This is a genomic window from Streptomyces sp. NBC_01723 (genome assembly GCF_036246005.1).
In the GTDB taxonomy this organism is placed as follows: domain Bacteria; phylum Actinomycetota; class Actinomycetes; order Streptomycetales; family Streptomycetaceae; genus Streptomyces.
Window position 1 is genome coordinate 6,922,346 of sequence record NZ_CP109171.1, and the last position, 22,284, is coordinate 6,944,629.

Annotated in this window: 14 protein-coding genes and 7 pseudogenes; 16 read left to right on the forward strand and 5 right to left on the reverse strand. The window is 67.7% G+C overall.

Going from position 1 to position 22,284, the window contains the following annotated elements; genetic code table 11:
- Nucleotides 1–98 precede the first annotated feature (98 nt).
- Complete coding sequence (locus OIE75_RS32530; protein WP_329473085.1) at nucleotides 99–1,343, forward strand: IS701 family transposase; 1,245 nt, start codon at nucleotides 99–101, stop codon at nucleotides 1,341–1,343.
- A 216-nt stretch (nucleotides 1,344–1,559) separates the two neighbouring features.
- Here OIE75_RS32530 and OIE75_RS32535 read toward each other — a convergent pair whose 3' ends face one another.
- Entirely contained in the window at nucleotides 1,560–1,826 is a 267-nt protein-coding gene (locus OIE75_RS32535; protein WP_329473086.1) for a hypothetical protein, read from the reverse strand.
- Nucleotides 1,827–2,374: 548 nt separating this feature from the next.
- Between OIE75_RS32535 and OIE75_RS32540 the strand changes: the two genes are divergently transcribed.
- Nucleotides 2,375–3,142 (forward strand): transposase, encoded by a 768-nt coding sequence (locus tag OIE75_RS32540; protein ID WP_329473087.1) that lies wholly within the window; start codon nucleotides 2,375–2,377, stop codon nucleotides 3,140–3,142.
- 27 nt (nucleotides 3,143–3,169) lie between these two features.
- Here the strand turns inward: OIE75_RS32540 and OIE75_RS32545 are convergent, their stop codons facing one another.
- Nucleotides 3,170–3,817 carry a hypothetical protein gene (locus OIE75_RS32545; RefSeq protein WP_329473088.1) on the reverse strand — a complete coding sequence of 216 codons (648 nt, stop codon included), beginning with the start codon at nucleotides 3,815–3,817 and terminating at the stop codon, nucleotides 3,170–3,172.
- A gap of 107 nt (nucleotides 3,818–3,924) precedes the next feature.
- Between OIE75_RS32545 and OIE75_RS32550 the strand changes: the two are divergent.
- From OIE75_RS32550 to OIE75_RS32600, 10 genes and pseudogenes are all read left to right on the forward strand, one after another.
- A pseudogene (locus OIE75_RS32550) lies at nucleotides 3,925–4,587 on the forward strand (IS5 family transposase); the annotation flags it as partial.
- A 56-nt stretch (nucleotides 4,588–4,643) separates the two neighbouring features.
- Nucleotides 4,644–5,716 (forward strand): IS630 family transposase gene (locus OIE75_RS41535; protein WP_443078410.1). Its coding sequence is split into 2 segments (ribosomal slippage): nucleotides 4,644–5,154 and nucleotides 5,154–5,716, totalling 1,074 coding nucleotides; the frame shifts between segments, so codons are not numbered across the junction.
- Between the two features lie 8 nt (nucleotides 5,717–5,724).
- Nucleotides 5,725–5,886, forward strand: a pseudogene (locus OIE75_RS32565) (transposase); the annotation flags it as partial.
- A gap of 91 nt (nucleotides 5,887–5,977) precedes the next feature.
- Nucleotides 5,978–7,438 (forward strand): hypothetical protein, encoded by a 1,461-nt coding sequence (locus OIE75_RS32570; RefSeq protein WP_329473090.1) that lies wholly within the window; start codon nucleotides 5,978–5,980, stop codon nucleotides 7,436–7,438.
- 336 nt (nucleotides 7,439–7,774) lie between these two features.
- Nucleotides 7,775–8,557, forward strand: a complete 783-nt coding sequence (locus tag OIE75_RS32575) for a transposase family protein (protein WP_329473091.1) — start codon at nucleotides 7,775–7,777, stop codon at nucleotides 8,555–8,557.
- A 112-nt stretch (nucleotides 8,558–8,669) separates the two neighbouring features.
- Nucleotides 8,670–9,113, forward strand: a pseudogene (locus tag OIE75_RS32580) (ISAzo13-like element transposase-related protein); the annotation flags it as partial.
- Nucleotides 9,114–9,611: 498 nt separating this feature from the next.
- Nucleotides 9,612–10,855: pseudogene (locus OIE75_RS32585) on the forward strand (IS110 family transposase).
- 21 nt (nucleotides 10,856–10,876) lie between these two features.
- Nucleotides 10,877–12,121 (forward strand): annotated as a pseudogene (locus tag OIE75_RS32590) (ISAzo13 family transposase); the annotation flags it as partial.
- A gap of 56 nt (nucleotides 12,122–12,177) precedes the next feature.
- Nucleotides 12,178–12,995 (forward strand): IS5 family transposase gene (locus tag OIE75_RS32595; RefSeq protein WP_329474100.1). Its coding sequence is split into 2 segments (ribosomal slippage): nucleotides 12,178–12,526 and nucleotides 12,526–12,995, totalling 819 coding nucleotides; the frame shifts between segments, so codons are not numbered across the junction.
- Between the two features lie 280 nt (nucleotides 12,996–13,275).
- Nucleotides 13,276–14,082 (forward strand): IS5 family transposase, encoded by an 807-nt coding sequence (locus OIE75_RS32600; RefSeq protein ID WP_329473092.1) that lies wholly within the window; start codon nucleotides 13,276–13,278, stop codon nucleotides 14,080–14,082.
- Here the strand turns inward: OIE75_RS32600 and OIE75_RS32605 are convergent.
- Nucleotides 14,000–14,530 (reverse strand): hypothetical protein, encoded by a 531-nt coding sequence (locus tag OIE75_RS32605; protein ID WP_329473073.1) that lies wholly within the window; start codon nucleotides 14,528–14,530, stop codon nucleotides 14,000–14,002. The two genes, OIE75_RS32600 and OIE75_RS32605, sit on opposite strands and share 83 nt — an antisense overlap.
- A gap of 186 nt (nucleotides 14,531–14,716) precedes the next feature.
- Here OIE75_RS32605 and OIE75_RS32610 point away from each other — a divergent pair, with 186 nt between their 5' ends.
- Together OIE75_RS32610 and OIE75_RS32615 are read left to right on the forward strand one after the other, a co-directional pair.
- Nucleotides 14,717–15,484, forward strand: coding sequence for an IS5-like element IS1373 family transposase (locus tag OIE75_RS32610; RefSeq protein WP_329474011.1), 768 nt, complete (start codon nucleotides 14,717–14,719; stop codon nucleotides 15,482–15,484).
- A 241-nt stretch (nucleotides 15,485–15,725) separates the two neighbouring features.
- A pseudogene (locus tag OIE75_RS32615) lies at nucleotides 15,726–16,855 on the forward strand (IS110 family transposase); the annotation flags it as partial.
- Here the strand turns inward: OIE75_RS32615 and OIE75_RS32620 are convergent.
- Nucleotides 16,855–17,611: pseudogene (locus tag OIE75_RS32620) on the reverse strand (transposase family protein). The pseudogenes OIE75_RS32615 and OIE75_RS32620 sit on opposite strands and share 1 nt — an antisense overlap.
- A 687-nt stretch (nucleotides 17,612–18,298) precedes the next feature.
- Between OIE75_RS32620 and OIE75_RS32625 the strand changes: the two are divergent.
- The gene (locus tag OIE75_RS32625) at nucleotides 18,299–19,498 is read left to right on the forward strand and encodes a DUF418 domain-containing protein (RefSeq protein ID WP_329473093.1); all 1,200 of its coding nucleotides are present in this window, start codon (nucleotides 18,299–18,301) and stop codon (nucleotides 19,496–19,498) included.
- Nucleotides 19,499–19,520: 22 nt separating this feature from the next.
- On the opposite strand, the gene OIE75_RS32630 is transcribed toward OIE75_RS32625, so the two are convergent.
- On the reverse strand, nucleotides 19,521–20,390 hold the full coding sequence (locus OIE75_RS32630) for an IS5 family transposase (protein WP_329473076.1): 870 nt from the start codon (nucleotides 20,388–20,390) through the stop codon (nucleotides 19,521–19,523).
- Between the two features lie 372 nt (nucleotides 20,391–20,762).
- On the opposite strand from OIE75_RS32630, the gene OIE75_RS32635 reads away from it, so the two are divergent.
- Entirely contained in the window at nucleotides 20,763–22,238 is a 1,476-nt protein-coding gene (locus OIE75_RS32635; protein WP_329473094.1) for an NF041680 family putative transposase, read from the forward strand.
- The last annotated feature ends 46 nt before the right edge of the window (nucleotides 22,239–22,284 follow it).

Below are 22,284 nucleotides of genomic sequence, written 5' to 3' on the forward strand. Positions count from 1 at the left end.
CAACCCAACGACCAACTGACCATGTAGGACACGGTCTAATACTCCAGCAGCGGTTCGTGTCCTGAGCTGCTGATTGTCGTTGTCCCGGTATGGAGGGCATGACTGAAGGCGGTTGCTGGGCTGACGAGTTGGAGTCGGTGTTCGCCCGGGTGGCGGGCCGGTTCGCTCCGGCGGATCTGCGGTGGCGGATGCGGGACTACGTCCGCGGTCTGCTGGGCCAAGCGGCACGGAAGAACGGCTGGCAGCTCGCGGAATGGGCAGGCCACCGCACGCCGGACGGCTTCCAGCGGCTGTTGAACAGCAGCGTCTGGGACGCGGACGCCCTGCGCGACGACGTCCGTGCCTACGTCGGTGAGTCCCTTGGCCTCAATGGAGTGTTGATCATTGACGACACCGGGTTCATCAAGAAGGGCACCACCTCGGCCGGGGTGGGCCGACAGTACACCGGCACCTCGGGAAAGATCGACAACTGCCAGATCGGGGTGTTCGCCGCCTATGCCACCCACTCGGGCCGGGCCCTGGTGGACCGGGAGCTCTACCTGCCCAAGGCATGGACGTCCGACCGCGACCGCTGCCGGGCGGCGAAGATCCCCGACAAACGCGGCTTCGCGACCAAGGGAGAACTGGCCCGGAACATCGTCCGCCGCTGCCTGGCCACCGGCCTGCCCGCCAAGTGGGTCACCGCGGACGAGGCCTACGGGCAGGACTGGCACTTCCGCCGCCTGCTCGAGCAACTTGACATCGGCTACGTGGTGGCGGTGCCCAAGTCACAGCAGATCAAGTCCCTGGCCGGCATTTGGCGCATCGACCAGCTCATCGAGGACGCCCCTGCCGATGCCTGGCAGAGACTCTCCTGCGGCGACGGCGCCAAGGGCCCGCGCGTCTACGACCGGGCCGCAGCCAAGCTGCCCGCCAACATCATCTTCGACCCCGACCCGCCGCCCCATCACCGCTGGGTCATGGCTCGCCGCAGCCTGTCCGACCCCGGCGAACTCGCCTACTACCTCGCCTACGCCCCCGTTGGTGTCGAGATCGCCGAGCTGGCCCGCATCGCCGGCTCCCGCTGGGCGATCGAGGAGTGCTTCCAGGCCGCGAAGAACGAATGCGGCCTCGACCAATACGAGGTCCGCCGCTATCCCGGCTGGTATCGGCACATCACCCTGGCCATGCTCGCCCACGCGGTCCTGACCGCACTCGCCGCCCAGGCCCGCGGCGAGGCCGCAAAGGGGGCTGCAGAAACGGATCAGCCCTCGTCCCGCTCACCGTGGCAGAGATCCGGCGGCTCCTGGACACTCTCCTGCCCCACCCACGAAGCGACCACGACCCCGTCGCCCACGCACTGAAGTGGTCGGCCTGGAGAAGACGCCGCCAGGCCGTCGCCCACCACTGCCACTACCGAAAACGCAGTTCAGGACACGAACCGCTGCTGGAGTACTAAGCGCGCGTCCCCCGCGCCTGGAACCGGCACATCCCAGGAAGCGGCGGACGGTCCACCCGTGGCGGCCGACCGGGCCCGTTCGGCGGGCACCCCACGCCCGCGGCGTTCGTTCCGGCTGCGGTCACGTCACACCGCGCAGGAATCCCCCCTGGCACCACCGCCGTGCCAGATCCATGACCTCGACGTGGACGTCCTCCGGGCTCTCATCCCACGCCGCGGCCAGACAGGCTGCCGCCTCCTCGGTACGTCCTCCGTGCCGACGCAGGGCGATCCAGACCGCGGTGGCCTCGGGTGGACAACGTACTTCCCGCTCCCCGAGCGACAGCACCATCACGCCGCTCTCGAGGACGCGCGCCCCCACGTCCGTGGGCGTCGAATACTGCGTCACTGAATACCATCCTATCGGGGTGCGTGGCAGGACGGAGGCCGAGCACCGGCGCGCGGGACCGCCGGTGGGACAGCCGTACGTTGTCCCCGCGCCGGGCCCGGTTGTACGCGCGTCACGGTGCGCGGCCCTACCGGTCGGTCAGCCTCCGCCTCCGTTCAACGGCGGTCGGCGGTGTTCGGTTCACTGGCTCCCGACCGTGCGGCCGAGCGCTGGTACGTCAGCGGTGAAGCGATAGCCAGTCAGCGGAAACGCAGCCCGTTCCCGGGCACTGTGAGGTTCCCCTCCTACTGTGGAAACCGCGACCGGGGGGATAGTTGAGGGTCGTGGCATCCAGAAAGCGCATCTACAACACCGAGTTCCGCGAGGGAGCGTTACGGAGACCGGAAACCCGATTCCGGAGGTGCCGGCATCTGGGTATCCATCCCGGGACGTTGCACAGTTTGATCTCGCGGGCCCAGCGCAACGGGTCGCCGTCGACGGACCGGTCAATGGCCGAGCCACCTAAGGAGTGTCCCGTAACTGCTGGTCACGGGTGAGATGATCTTGGTGTGGTTGGTGTGATCACGGCGTCAGAGCCGTCTTGGATACGTCCGTTCACCGGGCTGAGCCCGCACTCCTTCGGCAAGTTGGTGACCGCGGTGCAGCGCGAGAGCTCAGCCGAACCACGGACGGGTCGTCCGTGGGGCCTGTCGCTTGAAGACCGTATTCTCCTGGTCGCGGCCTACTGGCGAACCACCTTGACCATGCGCCAACTGGCCCTGCTGTTCGGGGTTTCGAAGTCGGCGACCGACCGGATCATCGACCACATCGGCCCTCTGCTGGCCTTGCCGCCCCGACGCCGGTTCGCGAGGGGCACGGTGCTGATCGTGGACGGGACGTTGGTGCCCACCCGAGACCATGCGGTGGCCGAGCAGTCGAAGAACTATCGGTACTCCACCAATCACCAAGTGGTAATCGATGCCGACACCCGCCTGGTCGTTGTGGTCGGTCGGCCGCTGCCGGGCAACCGGAACGACTGCAAGGCGTGGGAGGAATCGGGGGCCAAGGCAGCGGTCGGCCGGACGACCGTGATAGCTGATGGCGGCTATCCAGGGACCGGATTGATCATGCCTCACCGCCGCACCCAGGGCGAGGAACTACCCGGCTGGAAGCGGGAGCACAACCGCTCACACAAGCAGGTCCGTGCGCGAGTGGAGCACGTCTTTGCCCGGATGAAGACCTGGAAAATCCTCCGCGACTGCAGGCTCAAGGGCGACGGTGTCCACCACGCCGTGCGCGGCATCGCCCGGCTGCACAATCTCAACCTTGCTGAATAGGGCCATGGCCGAACTCAGGCAGGTCCCTCACCCGCGTCCGCCAGCGGGATGCGGCGTGTGCCGCGGCCACTGCCCGCCCACCTGTTCCACCACAGCGGCCCGGAACGCTTCCAAAAGGACGCACCCTGGATACGTCCCAAACGCTCCGTACTTCCAGCGGTAGTAGCACGACCAGTAGCTCACCACGCGCCGCTCCGTGCGGGCGAAGAAGGCCGGATTCCGAGCGATGAACTCCCCGTAGAGTCGGCGCTGGGCCGAGCCTGGGATGGCGAGTCCTGGAAGACCCCGGCCGATCGCCTCGATGATCTCCAGCACGTATTCGCCGGCCAACTGCACCACGAACGGCACTACCCACGGCTCGCCCGACGCCACAATCTGCTCAAGGTGCCGCTGACGGACCTGGCCATCACTGTGCCGGGAGTACAGGCAGTGCAAAATTACCTGCTGAGTCCCGGCCAGGGGTGGCCGCTCCGAATCGGCGCTCGGCTCCTCGTTGTAGATGCGCGACGGGATGGCGACGGTCTCGCCCTGCACCTCGACCTCGAATGGCATCGTCGGTGCGAGCCTGGCCTCCGGCATGACCGCCAGGACGCTCTGCACGTCACCGGAAAGACGGGTCGGAAACGCTGCCTCCAGAGCATAGGCGACGTTCGACGGATCCCGAGGCAGCTGCACAGCAGGAGGATAGGCGCCGAACCTCTCGGTCTCGCAACCGCCCGCCTCAACGTTGCGGGACAGCCTTTAGACCGTGTCCTACGTGGTGATCGCTCGTTGGGCTGTCTATGGGGCGGGGTACGTGGAGTTGGATTGTTCCGGACGGGCTGTGGGAGATCGCCGAGCCGCTGATCCCGCCGTCGAAGGTGCGACCGCAGGGTGGCGGAACGCAGGACACACCTGATGAGACGCTGTTCGCGGCGATCATCTACGTGCTGGTCAGCGGTTGCGCCTGGCGGGCTCTGCCGCCGTGCTTCGGGATATCGAAGTCGACTGCGCACCGCCGGTTCCTGATCTGGTCCAGAGCCGGTGTCTGGGGCCGTCTGCACGAGGCCGTGCTGCACCGGCTCGACGACGCCGGCCTGATCGACGTCACCCGCGTCGTACTCGACACCGCCCACGTCCGGGCCAAAAGGGGCGAACACACAGGTCCGAGCCCCGTGGACCGGGGCAAGCCGGGTTCCAAGATGCACATCCTGTCGGACGCGAACGGCCTGCCCCTCGTTGTCGGTGTCTCCGCCGGCAACACCCACGACAGCGAAGGACTGAAGCCGATGGTGGAGGGTCACCAAACGAGACACGACCCCCATCGCGACCGCCACTTCAAGCCCCAGCGCCTGCACGCCGACAAGGCGTACGACATCCCCCACCTGCGGAAATGGTTACGCGGCAAGCGCATTGGCGTCCGCATCGCCCGCAAGGGCATCGAGTCCAGCGAACGATTACTGAGGATTTCGGGTTGTCGTCGGGTAGTGACGGCTGATGGCCCCTGCGGTATGCCGTTGGTGTGAGGTATCCGGAGGGTGGGGGCTTGACCGCTGAGCGGCGGGCCTTTCGTGAGGGGATCCGGCTTCAGGCCGGCGAGAGGTTCGCGGCGGGCGAGAAGACGGCGGCGATCGCGAAGGATCTGCGGGTGAGTGTGCGGTCGGTGGAGCGCTGGCGTCGTGCCTGGCGCGAGGGCGGCATGGAGGCCCTGCGCTCGGCGGGTCCGGCGAACTCCCCGACCGTCACAGACGCCCAGTTCGCCGTGCTCGAGGAAGAACTCGGCAAGGGGCCGGCCGTACACGGCTTCGAAGACGAACGCTGGACCCTGACACGGGTGCAGACGGTGATCCGCCGGCGTCTGCGGGTGAGCCTGTCGGTGGCGACGGTGTGGCGGCTGCTGAAACGGCACGGTTGGTCCTGGCAGGCACCCGCCCGCAGAGCACTCGAGCGCGACGAGCATGCGGTGGAGCTGTGGAAGAGGGAGGTGTGGCCGCAGGTAAAAGACTCGCGGCGGCGTCCGGTGCCTGGATCGTCTTCGAGGACGAGGCCGGCTTCTCGATGACCCCGCCCCGTGCCCACACCTGGGGCCGACGCGGACACACCCCCGTCATCCGCGTCCGCGGCAGGTCCCGCCGCCGGACTTCCATCGCCGCACTGTGCTGCTACAAACCCGGCGAGAAGAGCCGCCTCATCCACCGGCCCCGCGCTCACCTCCGCCTCAAGGGCGCACGCAAAAGCCTCTCCTGGCAGGACTACCGCGACCTCCTGGTCCGCGCACACCTCCAGCTCGACGGCCCGATCGTGGTGGTCTGGGACAACCTCAACACCCACCTGGCCACCGGGCTGAAGCAGTACGAGGCCGACCACGACTGGCTCACCACCGTCCGCCTCCCGCCCTACGCACCCGACCTCAATCCCGTCGAGGCCGTCTGGTCGCTGGTACGCAGGGCGATGGCCAACACCGCCTTCGACACATCCGCCGACCTCGACCGCACCCTTCGCCGCGAGTTACGCAGGATCCAGCTCCGACCCCACCTGGTCGACGGCTGCCTGACCGCCACAGGTCTGGCCATCACCCCACCGACCCCGCCCTGAAAACCTCAGTAGGACGCCGACGCTGGGTCATCGAGCGCACCATGTCGTGGCTGTCCGGCTACCGCAGACTCAGCCCGCGGTACGAGCGCGACCCCCGCAACTACCTGGCATTTCTCGGCCTAGCCGCCGCCCTCTGCTGCTACAAACGACTCATCCGCCTCACCACGTAGGACACGGTCTTAGGGCAGGCGGGTGTTGAACCGTCGGGCGGTGTGCTGCGTTGAGGGGGGTGTTGTCGGCGGTTTGCGTATGGAGGATGTCATGGATCAGCAGGCTCCCCTTCAAGGGCACGCTCTGGGGATGGCCCGGCTGTACGGCCTGAGCGGCGAGCCGGAACACCCCGCCCAGGTCCCCCTCGGCAACCTCCCCAAGCGGAGCAGGAAGGACGCGCCCGCGTGGGAGAACGCGGCCCGGAAGCGGATGCATCATCTCCTCGACCCTGCCAAGGTGGCCAGTGAAGCGGAGAGGATGGTGCTGGCGGATGCGCAAATTCCCCTGAAGCTACGGCCGCAGGGAGCGGGTTACTACATCGACCCGGCGGTAGCGCGGCACAGTGAGGACACCAGGGCGGCTGCGAATGTCAGCAACGCCACGGGGATCGCACGGCTGTACGGCCTGACCCGCGAGCCGGAACACCCCGCCCAGGTCCCCCTCGGTCACCTCCCCACGGCGACCAGGAAGGACGCGCCCAAGTGGGAGAACGCGGCCCGGCAGCGGATGCATCATCTCCTCAGCCCTGTCAAGGTGGCCAGTGAAGCGGAGAGGATGGTGCTGGCGGATGCGCAGATCCCCCTGAAGCCACGGCCGCAGGGGGGTTACCACATCGACCCGGCGGTGCCGCGGCACAGTGAGGACACCAGGGCGGCTGCGAATGTCAGCAACGCCACGGGGATCGCACGGCTGTACGGTCTGACCCGCGAGCCGGAACACCCCGCCCAGGTCCCCCTCGGCCACCTCCCCACGCAGGCCAGGAAGGACGCGCCCGCGTGGGAGAACGCGGCCCGGCAGCGGATGCATAACCTCCGCAAACCCGAAAATGTGGTCAGTGAAGCGGAGGGGAAGGTGCTGGCGGATGCGCAGATCCCCGTGAAGCCACGGCCGCAGGGAGCGGGTTACCACATCGACCCGACGGTAGCGCGGCACAGTGAGGACACCAGGGCGGCTGCGAATGTCAGCAACGCCACGGGGATCGCACGGCTGTACGGCCTGACCCGCGAGCCGGAACACCCCGCCCAGGTCCCCCTCGGCCACCTCCCCATGCGGAGGAAGGACGCGCCCGCGTGGGAGAAAGCAGCCCAGCAGCGGATGCATCATCTCCTCGACCCTGCGAGTGTGGTCAGTGAAGCGGAGGGGAAGGTGCTGGCGGATGCGCAGATCCCCGTGAAGCCACGGCCGAACAGGGCGGGTTACTACATCGACCCGGCGGTACCGCGGGAGCGGGACTTCTTGTCCGGTGTGGTTGCCGGCGGTGTGCAGCCCGGGCTGGGGCTGCCCGGTGCGGGGGCTGCACAGTCTTGGAGCGGGGCCGCTGTGCCGCTGCCGGGAGTTCTGCCTGCCTCGGACGAGGCGCAGAACCCAGTGGGGAGATATCTGGTGTCCGCGGCCGGTTCCGGTCAGTTCTCCAGTCCCCAGGCCGGTCACCAGCCGGGCCCCTCCCAAGCGGCACCGCCGGCTTTCGGGTACCCGACGGCGCCTCAACCGGCCAAGAGACAGAGGCGCTGAGCCTGCCCCGCCTCCAGAACACAGACAACCACCCCTCCCTTGTCCGCGACGCCTGAACTGTAAGCCGGTTCCGGACCTTGGGATCCGAGAGGGCATCTAATCTAGGCGTATGCCCTGTATACCCTAGCGAGTTCGTGCACGGTAAGCGGTGAGACGTCGAGACTCCCGATCGTCGATCATGTTCATGTGAGGAACGCGTCTCGTGCAGCGATCATCAGCGGCCGGAGGATCACGGGCTTATCTGTTGACGTGATCGCTGAACTCGTTTCCGAGATGGGTCCGTTGTGGCATCAGTGTCACCGGGCCCGGCTCACCTCCCGGCCGCGGAAGCGGGCTGTGGGCGCAGGCGCGAAGCACCGGCTGGTCTTCGTCGACCGGCTCCTGGCCACGCTCGTCCATCTTCGGCATGGGGTCACTCACGACGTGCTGGCCTGCTGGTTCGGGGTGGACCGCTCCACCATCACCCGCGCCGTCGGTGAGGTGCGGCCCCTGTTGGCCGAGCGCGGCTGCACCGTGAGTCCCGGAGTGCGGTTGCGGACCTTGGCAGAGGTCATCGCCCATCTCGGCGCAAGCGGGAAGACCGGGATCATCGACGGCACCGAGATCCGGGTCCGCCGGCCGGCCGCGGGGCGCAAGGACCGGGACAGGTTCATCTCCGGCAAGAACAAGCAGAACGCGGTCAAGAGCATGGTCGTCACGGACGGGGACGGCCGCGTGCTCTTCTGCAGCCCGAACAGGCCCGGCAGCTGCGCGGACATCACCCACGCCCGCCAGCTTGGGCTGGTCAAGCTCCTGGCCGACGGGCCCGCGGTGGAAATCCTCGCCGACGCCGGCTACCAGGGCCTGGGCGCTCAGACCGGCGGCCGGGTGATCACCCCGCCGCACCGCAAGTTCAAGAAGAACGCCCCGGACTGGTACGAGGAGATGTACCAGCGCCAGCGCAAGGCGCACTCATCGAGGCGGATCCGGGTCGAGCACGGCATCGCCCACCTCAAGAACTGGCGGGCCCTGGCCCGACACCTCGGCCGCCGCGAACACATGAGCGACACCGTCCAGGCCATCGCCAGCCTGCTCTCACACCAGCAAACCGCGAACCTGATGTCGGCACGGCAGAAGTGAACACCGAGCCCCACCATCACCCTCGACGTCTCACCGCTTACCGTGCACGAGCTCGTTAGGGCTCGCAGAGAATCAAGGTGTTGCTTCCCGTGATGCGGCTCGTTGTTGTGGTATGAGCGTCTCCGACGAGGTTCGTGGCCAACTTGCAGTGCAGTTGGGAGTGTTGTTTCCACATCTCGACGAACGGCAGCGCCGGTTGATGATGGGGGCCGAGGCCCGGGTCCTGGGGCATGGTGGTATCCGGGCGGTTGCGCGGGCGGCCCAGGTCAGCGAGACGACGGTCCGCGAGGGCGTGGACGAGCTGGAGGCCGGCGAGGAACCTCTGGGCCGGGTACGCAGGCCCGGTGGTGGCCGGAAGAAGGCCGTGGACCTTGATCCGGGACTGCGGCCCGCCTTGCTGGCGCTGGTGGAACCTGACGAACGGGGCGATCCGATGTCGCCGCTGCGTTGGACGGTGAAGTCGACCAGGAGCCTCGCAACCGAGCTCACCCGGCAGGGGCATCGGGTGGGAGCGGACACGGTCGCTGACCTGCTGCGTGAGGAGGGCTTCAGCCTAATCCCCTTCTAACAACGGGTCCGTGAAGCTCCGGCTCTTCGGATCTGTTCGAGTACCGGGACGTTGACACCTTGTTTCAGCCCGGCAGGCCATGCCTTCCTGCAGAGCGGTGCGACGGCCTGGTGCTTGCGGTGGTGGCGGTCGGGCGGGTGTCGAGGCGACACCTGTCACCACAGTGTGGATGTTGATGTTCGTCGGTTTTGGGTGTACGCCTCAAGGTCGCCTGGCCCCGATGCCTATAGGTAGATCAGCGCCGCCCAGGACCGTCGAGCGTCAACACTCACACCTTGATCACTCGTTGGTGTTGGCGGTGCGAGTCCGCTGCACGGTGACCTCTTGTGAAACCCGAGCTGTCTGAGCTCCCGGATAGACCGAGGCCCGTGGGGCGAGCTGGTGCCACGAACAGCTACTGAGGTGGCGGGCCGGCCCTTGCGCGGAGCCCTGGGATTAGGTCGCTGCGTGGTTCCGCATGAGCTCGTGACCTGCAGAAACTGCACCATGGGGAGGAACATCTTGATCTACTGCGGCATCGGCTGGGCCGAGCGGACACATGACGTCGCCCTGGTCGACGACAGCGGTCAGTTACTGGCCAAGCGGCACATTACCGACGACGCCACGGGCTACAAGATCCTGCTGGACTTGCTGGTCGAGTACGGCGACAGTGAGGAGAACCCGATCCCGGTCGCGATCGAGACCTCGCGGGGCCTGCTCGTGGCCGTGCTGAGGGCCGGCAAGCGGCAAGTGTTCGCGATCAACCCGATGGCCGCCGCCCGCTACCGCGACCGGCACTCGGTCTCGCGCAAGAAGTCCGACCCCGGCGACGCCCTGGTCCTCGCGAACATCCTGCGCACCGACATGCACGCCCACCGGCCGCTGCCTGATGACAGCGACCTCGGCCGGGCCGTTGCCGTCCTCGCCCGTGCTCAGCAAGACTCACTCTGGAACCGCCAGCAGCTGTCCAACCAGCTTCGCTCGCTGCTGCGGAGTATTACGCGGCCGCCCTGGCGGCCTTCGAGCCCTGGCGCAACGGTCTGTGCCGACCGGAAGCCCGGGAGCTTCTGAAGGCGGCCCCGACGCCGACCCGGGCCGCGCGGCTGACCCGCCCGCAGCTGGAGGCCGCGCTCAAGCGGGCCGGCCGCAAGCGGGGCATCACGGCCGAGGCCGAGCGGCTCCGTGGCGTCTTCCGCGCCGACTATGCTCATCAGCCGCCCCTGGTCGAGGACGCGCTGGGCAAGCAAATGCTCGCGCTCTTGGTCCAGCTGGAGGCCGCCTGCACGGCTGCCGACGACCTCGCTGAGGCGGTCGAAGAAGCTTTCTCTCAGCACCCGGACGCTGAGATCATCCTCAGCTTCCCCGGTCTCGGCGTCCAGCTCGGCGCCCGGGTGCTCGCCGAGATCGGAGACGACAAGGCCCGCTTCGCGGACGCCCGCGGTCTGAAGGCATACGCAGGCGCATCACCTATCACCAGGGCCTCCGGCAAGAAGTCGAGCATCACCCGGCGGTGGGTGAAGAATGACCGGCTCAACCACGCCGGCTACCTCTGGGCCTTCGCCGCGATCACCGCCTCGCCCGGCGCCAAGGCGCACTACCGGCGCCGCCGCTATGACCGCGGGGACTGGCACGCTGCCGCCCAGCGCAACCTCTTCAACCGCATGCTCGGCCAGCTCTACTGCTGCCTCCAGCACCACACGCTGTTCGAGGAACACACGGCCTTTCCGACCGCTCTCGCCGCAGCTGCTTGACACGTTGAGCGCCTGAGGTGTCTGCAGGCCGGCACCAAGACCACCGAAGGCAAGCAGCACCCGGACCGTGACGCCCAGTTCCGCTACATCAACGAGCGGGCCAGGCAGCACATGGATGCCGGCCAGCCGGTGATCAGCGTGGATGTGAAGAAGAAGGAACTCGTCGGCGATTACAAGAACGCGGGCCGACAGTGGCGGCCGGCCGGTGAGCCGGTCCTGGCCAAGACGCACGACTTCCTGGACCGACAGGGACCGGGCAAGGCGATCCCCTACGGCATCTATGACATCGCCGCGAACACCGGCTGGGTGAGTGTCGGCACGGATCACGACACCGCCGCGTTCGCTGTCGCTTCCATCCGCCGCTGGTGGCAGGCCCGGGGCCGGCACGACTATCCGGCCGCCACCCGTCTGCTGGTCACTGCGGACGCGGGCGGGTCCAACGGTTACCGCACCCGCGCCTGGAAGACGGAACTCGCCGCCCTGGCCGCCGAGACGGGCCTGGCCATCACGGTCTGCCACATGCCGCCGGGCACTTCGAAATGGAACAAGATCGAGCACCGGCTGTTCTCCCACATCTCTATGAACTGGCGCGGCCGCCCGCTGACCAGCCACGACGTCATCGTGAACAGCATCGCGGCGACCACCACCCGGACCGGGCTGACCGTCCACGCGGAGCTGGACCCTGGCACCTACGACACCGGCATCAGGGTCACCGACGGTGATATCGACGCTCTGCCCATACACCGGCACCGCTTCCATGGAGACTGGAACTACACCCTCCACCCTCACCCTCCCGTCACCACCAGCGGCGCCAAGGACTCGCGGTCAGTTGGCGGCCCGTCCCCGCAGCCCTGCACCGGGTGCCTGCGCAATCCGGAGCTGACCGGAATGCCCGAACCGGTGATGAACGAACTCGTCGATCAACTGGCACAGAAGCTGGACGAGTTACGTGAGCACGGACGGCTCCGGCAGCGAGGAGGCCAACGCATCCGCGCTCGAGGCGCTGGGGCCAAGGACAAGCTGACCACCGCCGACAGAGTCCTGGCCACCGTGCTCTACCCGCGCAAACTCGGCACCCGAGACCTTCTCGCCCAACTCTTCGGAGTCCGCACCAGCACCCTCACCAGGGCCGTTCTCCAAGTCCAGCCCCTCCTGGCCGAGCACGGCTACACGATTCCACCCTCGACGGCCAGGTTCCGGACACCTGCTGATATCACCACGTTCCTCGCCAACAGCAGCCCCACAAAGATCAAACCAACATGTTGATTCTCTGCGAGCCCTAAGACCGTGTCCTACGTGGTCAGTTGGTCGTTGGGCTGCGTATGGGGCGGGGTACGTGGAGTTGGATTGTTCCGGACGGCTTGTGGGAGATCGCCAGGCCGTTGATCCCGGAGGTCCGGGTTCGGCCGCAGGGCGGCGGGAAGCAGAACACGCCTGATGAGACGCTGTTCGCAGCGATCATCTATGTGCTGGTCAGTGGATGTGCCTGGCGGGCTCTGCCGCCGTGTTTCGGGATATCGAAGTCGACCGCACACCGCAGGTTCATGATCTGGTCGAGGGCCGGCGTGTGGGGGCGCTTGCATGAAGCCGTCGTTCACCGGCTCGATGACGCGGGCCTTGTCGATGTCTCCCGTGTGGTCCTCGACTCGGCTCATGTGCGCGCTAAAAAAGGGGCGAACACACAGGTCCGAGCCCCGTGGACCGAGGCAAGCCGGGTTCCAAGATGCACACCCTGTCGGACGCGAACGGACTGCCCCTGGTCGTCGGCGTCTCGGCCGCCAACGTCCACGACAGCCAAAGCCTGAAGCCCATGGTGGCGGGTCACCAAACGAAACACGACCCCTATCGCGGCCGCCACTTCAAACCCCAACGCCTCCATGCCGACAAGGCCTACGACATCCCTGAACTGCGAAAATGGCTCCGCGGCAAGCGGATCGGAGTGCGTATCGCCCGCAAGGGCATCGAGTCCAGCGAACGATTGGGTCGGCGCCGATGGGTGATCGAACGGACCATCTCCTGGCTGTCCGGCTACCGCAGACTCAGCCCTCGCTACGAACGGAAACCCCGCAACTACCTGGCCTTTCTCGGCCTCGCCGCAGCACTGTGCTGCTACAAACGACTCCTCAAACTGACCATGTAGGACACGGTCTAACTGCCTGTTCTCTATCCGCTCGCGCGGTCGGGCAGGTTCGAACGGGGTCCTGGTTCGGGTGAGTTGTCCGGGGCGGGTGCATGAAGGAAGGGCCTCTTGGTAGCTCGCGGATGTCGAGTCCAGCGAGAAGCAAGAGGCCCTGTTGTCGAAGTGTCGCGTGGTCGTGGTCGCCGAGTCCAGTTCGTCCACTCGTGGGTGTGACTGCCTCGCCCACAGGTTCGGGAACGCAGTCGACCGGCCGCAGCGCCGGCCTCGATACGGCTCGGACATGAGCGATGCCGAGTGGGCCGTGGTGAGGGATCTGCTGCCGGTTCCGGGCTGGCTTTCGGGCTGTGGCGGGCGTCCGGAGGGCTACTGCCACCGGCAGATGATCGACGCAGTGCGCTACCTCGTCGACAACGGCATCAAGTGGAGGGCGATGCCCGCGGACTTCCCGCCCTGGCCGCGCGTCTACGCCTTCTTCGCCCGCTGGCGGGACACGGGACTGGTCACCGAGCTGCACCACCGGCTGCGGGAAGCCGTCCGCGCCGGTGAAGGCCGCAGCGCCGACCCGAGCGCGGGGGTCGTGGACTCGCAGTCGGTGAAGGCAGACGCCACTGTCACCTTCGGCTCACGGGGCTTCGACGCGGGCAAGAAGATCAATGGTCGCAAGCGGCACCTGCTCACCGACACGCTCGGACTTCTCCTAGCCGTCCTGGTCACACCGGCCTCCGTGACCGACCGGGACGGCGCCCGGTCCCTTCTGCCAGCGGCGGCCGGCCGTTTCCGGCGGCTGGCCCGGGTCTGGGCCGATGGCGGCTACACCGGCCACCTCACCGACTGGACCAGCCAGCACCTCGGGCTCGTCCTCGACATCGTCCGCCGCAGTGAGGACGTCCGGGGCTTCCAGGCCCTTCCCCGCCGCTGGGTCGTCGAACGGTCCTTTGCGTGGTTTCTGCGCAGCCGCCGCCTGGTCAGGGACTACGAACGCCGCCCCGACACGAGCGAAGCCGTCATCCGCTGGTCGATGATCGCCCTGATGAGCCGCCGCCTGGCCGCACGATCTCGTCGGCCTGCAGTCCTGACGGCAGGGTGAACCTCCCGGGCCTCGTCTCCACCAGCCAGCCCCGTTCCACCAGCCTCTTCAGCCGTGCTCTCGCACCCTCGACGCGTGAGGCCGAGGCACTGTCCCAGCCAAGCACCACGGCCGCCCGCCGGGCACCCAGCCCGTCGATCCCGGCCTCGGCCGCGGCTGCCATCACCGCCTGGTAGTCCACCGACAGGTCTTCGACCCCGGCCGCGTTCTGTCGATGCGGCACCGCACGGCGCGGGCCCACCGGCGTCCTCGGCGACGGGCCAACGACTGTCTCGGCCGGCTGTTCCTCCTCGGCGAGCGCTTCCAGATACTGCTCGAGGCCGATCGTCCGAAGCTTGAGAACCTCCTCGGCATCCGCCAAGTCTGCCCGCACCCGCTTCAGTTCGGCTTCGAGCTCATCCACCCGCACGGCAGCGGCCTTCCGCCGCGTTTCCAGGACCGCACGCATCGACGGCATCCGCCACCCCCACCGACTCGATCAGCAACGAGTCGAGGCTCCCGCCACAGCCGCAATCTCATGCCTGACCAGCGGAATCTGCACACGGCATTCGGAAAGAGAACGGCCTCTAAAGGCTGTCCTACCTTCCTAGAGGTTGTCCCGTAACCGGTGGTGCTGCTGGTGCGTTGGTCGGGCATGGGTGGGGTGATCTCAGCAGATGATCCGAAGTGGATCGAGCCGTTTGCGGGTCTGACCGAGGTGCAGTTTGCGAGGCTGGTGGCACTGGTACGGCGCCGAGGTGGCGACGTTCAGCGTGGCCGGCCATGGCGGCTGTCGCTCGAAGACCGGGTGTTGCTGGTGGCGACGTACTGGCGCACGAACCTCACGTTGCGGCAGGTGGCGCCGTTGTTCGGAGTCTCGAAGTCCGCTGCCGACCGCATCTTGGACCATCTCGCACCGCTGCTGGCCATCTCGCCCGCGCGGCGGCCGCGCAAGGACACCGTCTACATCGTCGACGGCACTCTGGTGCCCACCCGCGACCGCAGTGTCGCCGCGTCCAGCAAGAACTACCGGTACTCGACCAATCTGCAGGTCGTCATCGACGCCAACAGCCGCCTGGTCGTGGCCATCGGTCTCCCGCTGCCCGGCAGCCGCAACGACTGCCGGGCCTTCACCGAGTCCGGCATCGATCGGGCCTGCCGCGGCGCCCCGACCCTTGCCGACGGCGGCTACCAAGGCACCGGCCTCCTGATCCCGCACCGCAAACGACGAGGCCAGAGCCACCTCAGCCCCTCGCAGGAGGCAGAGAACGCCGTCCATCGCCGGGCACGAGCGCGCGTGGAACACGCCCTGTCGCGGTTGAAGAACTGGAAGATCCTGCGGGACTGCCGACTCAAGGGCGACGGAGTTCACCAGGCCATGCTCGGCATCGCCCGACTGCACAACCTGGCCCTCACTGGATAACTCACACTCCATACGGGACAACCTCTAGGCGTGGGTCTGACCGGTCATTCGTAGGATCGGAGGGCCCGGGGGCTCCGGGTATGGCTGTAAAGGTTGAGCGGTGGATGGCTTACGGGTTGGCCACCTGGAGCCCCGTGACGACTCGACCGCTGATTGGGAGACGCGACTCGATCGCTGCTGTAGGACAACGTCGGCGAGGTCGTCCGCGGGACTGGTGTGAGACGAGCTGGCGGGAGGGGACGTGCCCGAGATCTGGGCCGGGGTAGACATCGGCAAGACGCATCGCCATGCCGTGGTGATCAACGCGGAGGGCGAGCGGCTGCTGTCCCGCCGGGTCGAGAACGACGAGACGGAACTGCTGGCTCTGATCGGCGATGTGCTGGCGATATCCGACGATGCGCTCTGGGCTGTCGACCTCAATCACGGCGGCGCCGCCCTGCTGATCGGCTTGCTCACGGCCCATGCCCAGCCCGTTGTCTACCTCACCGGTCTCGCGGTCCACCGGGCCTCGGCCACTTACCGGGGCGAGGGAAAGACCGACGCGAAGGACGCCTTCGTCATCGCCGACCAGGCTCGCATTCGGCGGGACCTGGGTCTGCTGCGGCCCGGCGACGAGATCGCTGTCGACCTGCGCACCCTGACCAACCGGCGTCTGGACCTCGTCTTCGACCGTACCCGGCAGATTAACCGCCTCCGGCCCAGTTGCTGGAGATCTTTCCTGCTCTGGAGCGGTCTCTCGACCTGACGAACAAGGGCCCGGTGATGCTTCTGACCGGCCACCAAACGCCGGCAGGCATCCGCCGAACAGGTGCCAAGCGCCTCGAGACATGGCTGAAGAACCGCAAGGTCAAAGGTGCCGCCGCCCTGGCCCGCACCGCCGTCGAGGCAGCTCAGGCACAGCACTCCGTGCTGCCCGGTGAGAACCTGGCCGCCGCCATGGTGGCCCGCCTAGCGAAGGGGGTGATGACCCTCGAGGAGGAGATCGCGGAACTCGACGCCCACATCGAGGCCCGGTTTCGCGAGCATCCGCATGCCGAAGTGATCCGCAGTCTCCCCGGCATGGGCACCAGGCTCGGTGCCGAGTTCATCGCCGCAACAGGCGGCGACATGGGCGCTTTCAGCAGTACCGACCGTCTGGCCGGCTTCGCCGGCCTGGCCCCACAAACCCGCGACTCCGGCCGCGTCAGTGGCAACCTTCGCAGGCCCCGCCGCTACCACCGTGGCCTTATGAGAGCTATGCACTTGTCGGCGATGGCCAGCCTCAAATCCTGCCCCGCATCGAAGGCTTACCACCAACGGAAGTGGAGCGAAGGGAAAGGACACAATCACGCTGTCCTCGCCCTCGCCCGTCGACGGATCAATGAGCTCTTTCAGCGTTGGCTCTCCAGGGTGAGGAGGGCCTTGGCGATGACGGTCATGCGGTTGGGGCTGATGCGGGCTCTGCGGAAGATCTGCCAGGACTTCAGCTGTGCCATGCCGCGTTCGACGGGAGCTCGAGCCTGGGCCGGTGCGCGGTTGACAGTTCGCTGTGTGGGCGTGAGTTCGCCTCCGGGTGGTCGTTTGAGCCCGGTGGTGACCCAAGGGCCGGCGCCCTGGTATGCGCGGTCAGCCAGGGCGGGGGCGCCCTGTCGCTCGCAGATCCGGATGATCCGGTGGGGGCGGGCCGAGGTCAGGTCATGGGTGCGGTCCGGCAGCGCGGGCGAGATCCACAGCACCTTGCCGGTGGGGTCGGTGACGGCCTGGTCGTTCACCCCGTGGCGGCGGTGCTTGGCCGGGTAGTCGCCACGGCCCACGGCCGTCGCCGGTCCGGTCGCACTCGGCGAGGGTCCCGTCCAGCAGCACGAGGTCCGGGTCGCTCTCGCGCAGGACCTTCAGCAGGCCCGGAGCCCGGCCGGCGAGCAGACCGACGACGGCCGTGGCGTATGCGTGAGCGGTACCGACGGATATACCGAAGCCGGCCGCGATGCGCGCGAGGGTGTCGTGACGGCGCAGATACACCAGGGCGACCAGCGCACGCTGGTGCGGCGGGAGCTTGCATCGCCGGTCCCCCTCAAGGGTGACGATGAGCATCGTGACCCACGCGACCAAGGCGTGAGACAGGTCGAGTGCGGCAGGATAGGGAACCAACGAGGCTCCTGTGCCGATGGATTGAGACTTCGAACACCTCCCTCAACGGCACGGGAGCCTCGTGCGTTGCGGTCCCTCCTCCCCAGCAGCACCATCACCCGTTCAGCGGCCACGCTGAAAAGGCTCAATGAGGAGTGGTTGGCCGGATCCTGAACCGTTTGCGTGTGGCAGCCGTTGTGCCCCTCGAGTCAGCCCCGGCGTTCGGCCGGTATCCCGCATCTGACCGGTCCAAGGAGAGCGCACATGACTTGAACGGCATCCAGCTCGTCGTATCGCGCCACATGGCCTGTTGAAACGGCGGAGTCCCGAGGCGGGCGTGGCAGAGGTTCCGTCACGGCGGGCCCCGTTGGTAGTCAGCCGTGCACTGCGACTCCCCGTTTCCCCACCGACCGCCGCCCGCCTGGCGGATCCCGAACGAACTCGAAGCGGCGCGCGAGCTGAACGGGATCGACATGGCAACGTGCCCGTGCTCCGCCGTACACCAGGGTGACTGGCCGCACCGAGAACTGGGACCAGACCGGTTGTACCGACACATTGCTCAGGGTTGGCCGGCTGGCATCAGCGCGCCGATCGCATCGTTCACCGATCTCGCGTGACGGCCTCACCTGGGGAGAAGGAACCAGTAGGGCGTGGTCAGGTGCGACCTTGTCGTTCGTCCTGCCATCGCACCAGTCCCGGAGGCCCTCCTTGCGCTCCCCGCGCCGCACACAGACATCCTTCGACACCGCCGAGACGGTACCGAAGCACGAGCGGGTGCGGGAGATCGACGTACTGCGCGGCTTCGCCCTGCTGGGCATTCTTCTTGTCAACGTCACGGCCATGGCCGGGCCTCGCATGGGCTCGGGAGGCGAGCTGGGTGTGTCGCGGGTGGACGAGATGGCCGACTGGCTGCTCACCACCTTGGTCAGCGCAAAGTTCTTTCCGCTCTTCTCCTTCCTGTTCGGATACAGCTTCACGCTCCAAAAAGCTTCGGCCGACCGCACAGGCACTCCTTTCGTTCCCCGATATCTGCGCCGACTGACTGGCCTGTTCCTCCTGGGGCTCGCCCACGGCGTCCTGCTCTTCCCCGGCGACGTCCTCATGGTCTATGCGGTGCTGGGGCTCGTCCTGTTCGCGGTCAGGGACATCGAACCTCGGACCGCCGTACGGGCGGCGGCCTGTCTTGTCACCGGTGTCGCCCTATGCCTGCTGGTCTGGGGCATGGCGACGGTCGCCTACACGGAGCCGGTGAATCCGCAGGACCGCGCGGCAGCGATCCAGGAGACAGCGGCTGCGTACCGGGGTGGCTTCGGCTCAGTCGTCCAGGCCAATCTGGGGTGGTTGCACTACTCCCTGGGCTGGAACGTCCTGTACGGCGCGGACATGCTGGCGGCGCTGCTGGCCGGACTCGCCGCCGGCCGACGCGGGCTGCTCGTCGAGACCCACCGATACCGCGCGTGGATGGTGCGGATCGCCGTCTGCGCCCTGCCCGTCGGTCTGGCCGGGAGCACCTTCATGGCCGTCTGCCGCAATGGGCCGCTGGACGCCCGCTGGTACGACGTCGGCTCCGCCGTCGGCGTTCTCACCGCCCCCGCGCTGACGGCCTCGTACGTCTGTGGGCTGCTGCTCCTGCTGCGCACCCGCCCCGGCGGCCGGATCGCCGGCGCCCTCGCCGGGGCCGGCCGCCTCGCCCTGACCCACTACCTTACGCAGTCCCTGGTGATGGCGTTCGTCTTCACCGGTTACGGACTGGCCTGGTACGGCCGCCACGGCACCGCGGTACTACTGGCGGGATGCTTCGCCCTGTACGCGGCACAACTCGCTGTTGGCGGCTGGCTGTTGCGGCGTGCCCGATACGGACCGGCCGAGTGGCTGCTTCGCGCCGCAACGCTGGGGCGCAGGCCCTGAGAGGTCGTTTTCGCCCGATGTTTCATCCCGAGATGAGGGGTTTGTTGGCTTCTTTCGGGTCGCGCCAGGAGATCGTGTTCTCGCCAGTGAGGCGGCGGGCCATGAGGTCGGTCATGGCGATGCGGACCACCGCTTCGGACCGGGTCGGCGGGGTTTCGTAGTCGCGGGCCAGGCGCCGGTGGAGCATGAGCCAGCCGTAGGTCCGCTCGACGGCCCAGCGTTTCGGGATCGGGGCGAAGCCCCTGGTCCCGGGCTTGCGGGTGGTGATCTCCATGTCGATGCCGAGGGTCGCGGCGTGCTCGACGAGGTGCTGGCGGTAGCCACCGTCGACCCATACCTTGCGGATGCCGGGGTGCTCGGCGGCGACCCGGTCGAGCAGCGCGGTGCCGGCGACGGAGTCCTGCACGCTCGCTGCGGTGACCAGCACCGCGAGGAGGAGTCCGAGCGTGTCGGTGACGATGCTCCGCTTCCGGCCGACGATCTTCTTCCCGGCGTCGACGCCCTGGCCGGCGGCGGGGACGCTGGTGGAGGTCTTGACGCTCTGAGCGTCGATCACGCAGGCCGACGGCCCGCCGTCCCGGCCCTCCTTCTCCCGTAAGAGCTGCCGGAGAAGGCCGTTGAGCTGGGCAAACACGCCCTCATCGGCCCATTTGGCGAAGTAGCCGTAGACCGTGTTCCAGTGCGGGAAGTCGTGCGGGAGGTAGCGCCACTGGACCCCGGTCCGGTCGACGTACAAGATCGCGTCCATGATGTCGCGCAGGTCATGCTCGGGTGGCCGGCCGAAGTCCAGAGCCCGGCCACGGCGCTCGAAGCGCCAGGCCGAGAGCACCGGCTCGATCAACTCCCAGCGCGCATCGGACAGATCGCTCGGATACGGACGTCGCTTCGTCATGCTTCCGGCGTACCGCCGCGGGCCGAGTGCGCCCAGGCGCACAGCAGCGATGGCGGAAGCACGCGGGCCGCGAAGACCGGGCGTCCTGGGATGAAACAGGAGCAGGCGCCAGCCTGTCCCTCCCACCACCCCATCCGACCCACAAACCCCAAAGCTCAGCAGCTACCTCACGATCACCACAACCTTGCACTCCGAAAATCGGCATATATCCGGGTGACATAGATGCAAACGACCTCTGAGCTTGTCGTTTAATGTCCAGCGTCGAACGCGGCTCGAACTTGATCAGCGTTCTCGCAGTTCGGCGGACGTGTAAGCGGCCTTCGTCTGATCCTGTGCTCCGTCACAGAGTGGATCAGCGCGAAGGCCGTGGTCGTGAGTTTGGTGCATCAGGGCGTCCTGCGGGATGCGCTCGCGGAAGTGTCACGCTTCCGGTCGGAGTTGTACGCGTGTCTGACCGCGCGGGGCGACGCGTTGTTCGAGTTGTGCGACGCGCTGCTGTGCACGGACGGGCCGGTGCGGACGCTGGTTGATCTCGCGCTCGCGCCCGAACACCGCCGAGGTCACGGAGCTCTGTACGGCGGACTCAACCAGGGCCGGATCGACGTCGCACGGCTGCGTCGTGCCCTGACCGAGGTGCCGCTGCCGAGGGCGGCGGACGGTCGGCTCGTACTGGCCGTCGATGTCTCGCCGTGGCTGCGACCGGACGCCAACACCTCTGCCAACCGTGCCTTTTGCCACACCTTCGGCCGGGGCGAGGGCAAGCATCAGATGGTGCCGGGCTGGCCGTACTCGGTGGTGGCTGCGCTGGAGACCGGCCGCACGTCCTGGACGGCGGTGCTGGACGCTGTCCACCTGGAGCCCAGCGCCGACGTCGCCGCCGTGACCACGGTGCAGATCCGCGAGGTCGTCGAGCGGCTAGTCACCGCCGGCCAGTGGCGACCGGGTGACCCGGAGGTCCCGGTCGTGCTGGACGCCGGATACGACGCCCCGCGCATCGCCCACCTGCTGAGTGACCTGCCCGTCGAGATCCTCGGCCGACTCCGTACAGACCGGGTGATGCGGCGTCCGACACCCTCCCGCGAAGAGTTCCACCTGGCCAACCCCAAGGGCGGCCGGCCGCCCAAGCACGGCGGCGAGTTCGTCTTCGGTGACGCCGCAACCTGGGGCACCGAGCAGGCTGTGACCGCCACGGCCACCCGGCTCTATGGGAAGGCGACCGCCCAGGCATGGGACCGGCTGCACCCGCGGCTGACCCACCGGGCCGCATGGCTCGACCACGACGGACCACTGCCCCTCATCGAGGGCACCGTCATCCGCCTGGTCGTGGAGAAGCTGCCCAGCGGCGGGGTCAACAAGCCGGTATGGCTGTGGTGGTCGGGCACCGGCGCCACCGAGGCAGACGTCGACCGCTGCTGGCAGTCCTTCCTCCGGCGCTTCGACATCGAACACACATTTCGGCTGTTCAAGCAGACCCTCGGGTGGACCAAGCCCCGGCTCCGCAGCTCGGAAGCGGCCGACCGGTGGACCTGGCTCGTCATCGCCGCCTATGCCCAGCTCCGGATCGCCCGCCCGCTGGCCACCGACCTTCGCAGGCCCTGGGAAAAGCCGACCGAGCCGAACAAAATGACACCCGCCCGCGTCCGCAGAGGGTTCAGAAACCTGCACGCGAAGACCGGCTCACCCGTCGGCGCACCGAAACCCTCCCGTCCCGGCCCAGGCCGACCGCCCGGCTCGAAAAACCGCTATCCGGCTATCCGTCATGACGTGGGACGCGTCCTCGCCACCGGCGAGGCATACAGCCGTCCCGCCCACCACAAGGTGGGCACCAAACCTCGCAGAACAGGCTGACGAGTGACACAGAGGGCCAGCACACTGAGCGCATGCGCTATGAGGA

Excerpts from the sequence above, each read along its gene's own strand:
- OIE75_RS32530 (WP_329473085.1), top strand. The coding sequence starts at position 99 with ATGACTGAAGGCGGTTGCTGGGCTGACGAGTTGGAGTCGGTGTTCGCC.
- OIE75_RS32600 (WP_329473092.1), top strand. The coding sequence starts at position 13,276 with ATGAGCGATGCCGAGTGGGCCGTGGTGAGGGATCTGCTGCCGGTTCCG.
- OIE75_RS32605 (WP_329473073.1), bottom strand. The coding sequence starts at position 14,530 with ATGCGTGCGGTCCTGGAAACGCGGCGGAAGGCCGCTGCCGTGCGGGTG.
- OIE75_RS32610 (WP_329474011.1), top strand. The coding sequence starts at position 14,717 with ATGGGTGGGGTGATCTCAGCAGATGATCCGAAGTGGATCGAGCCGTTT.
- OIE75_RS32630 (WP_329473076.1), bottom strand. The coding sequence starts at position 20,390 with ATGACGAAGCGACGTCCGTATCCGAGCGATCTGTCCGATGCGCGCTGG.
- OIE75_RS32570 (WP_329473090.1), top strand. The coding sequence starts at position 5,978 with ATGGATCAGCAGGCTCCCCTTCAAGGGCACGCTCTGGGGATGGCCCGG.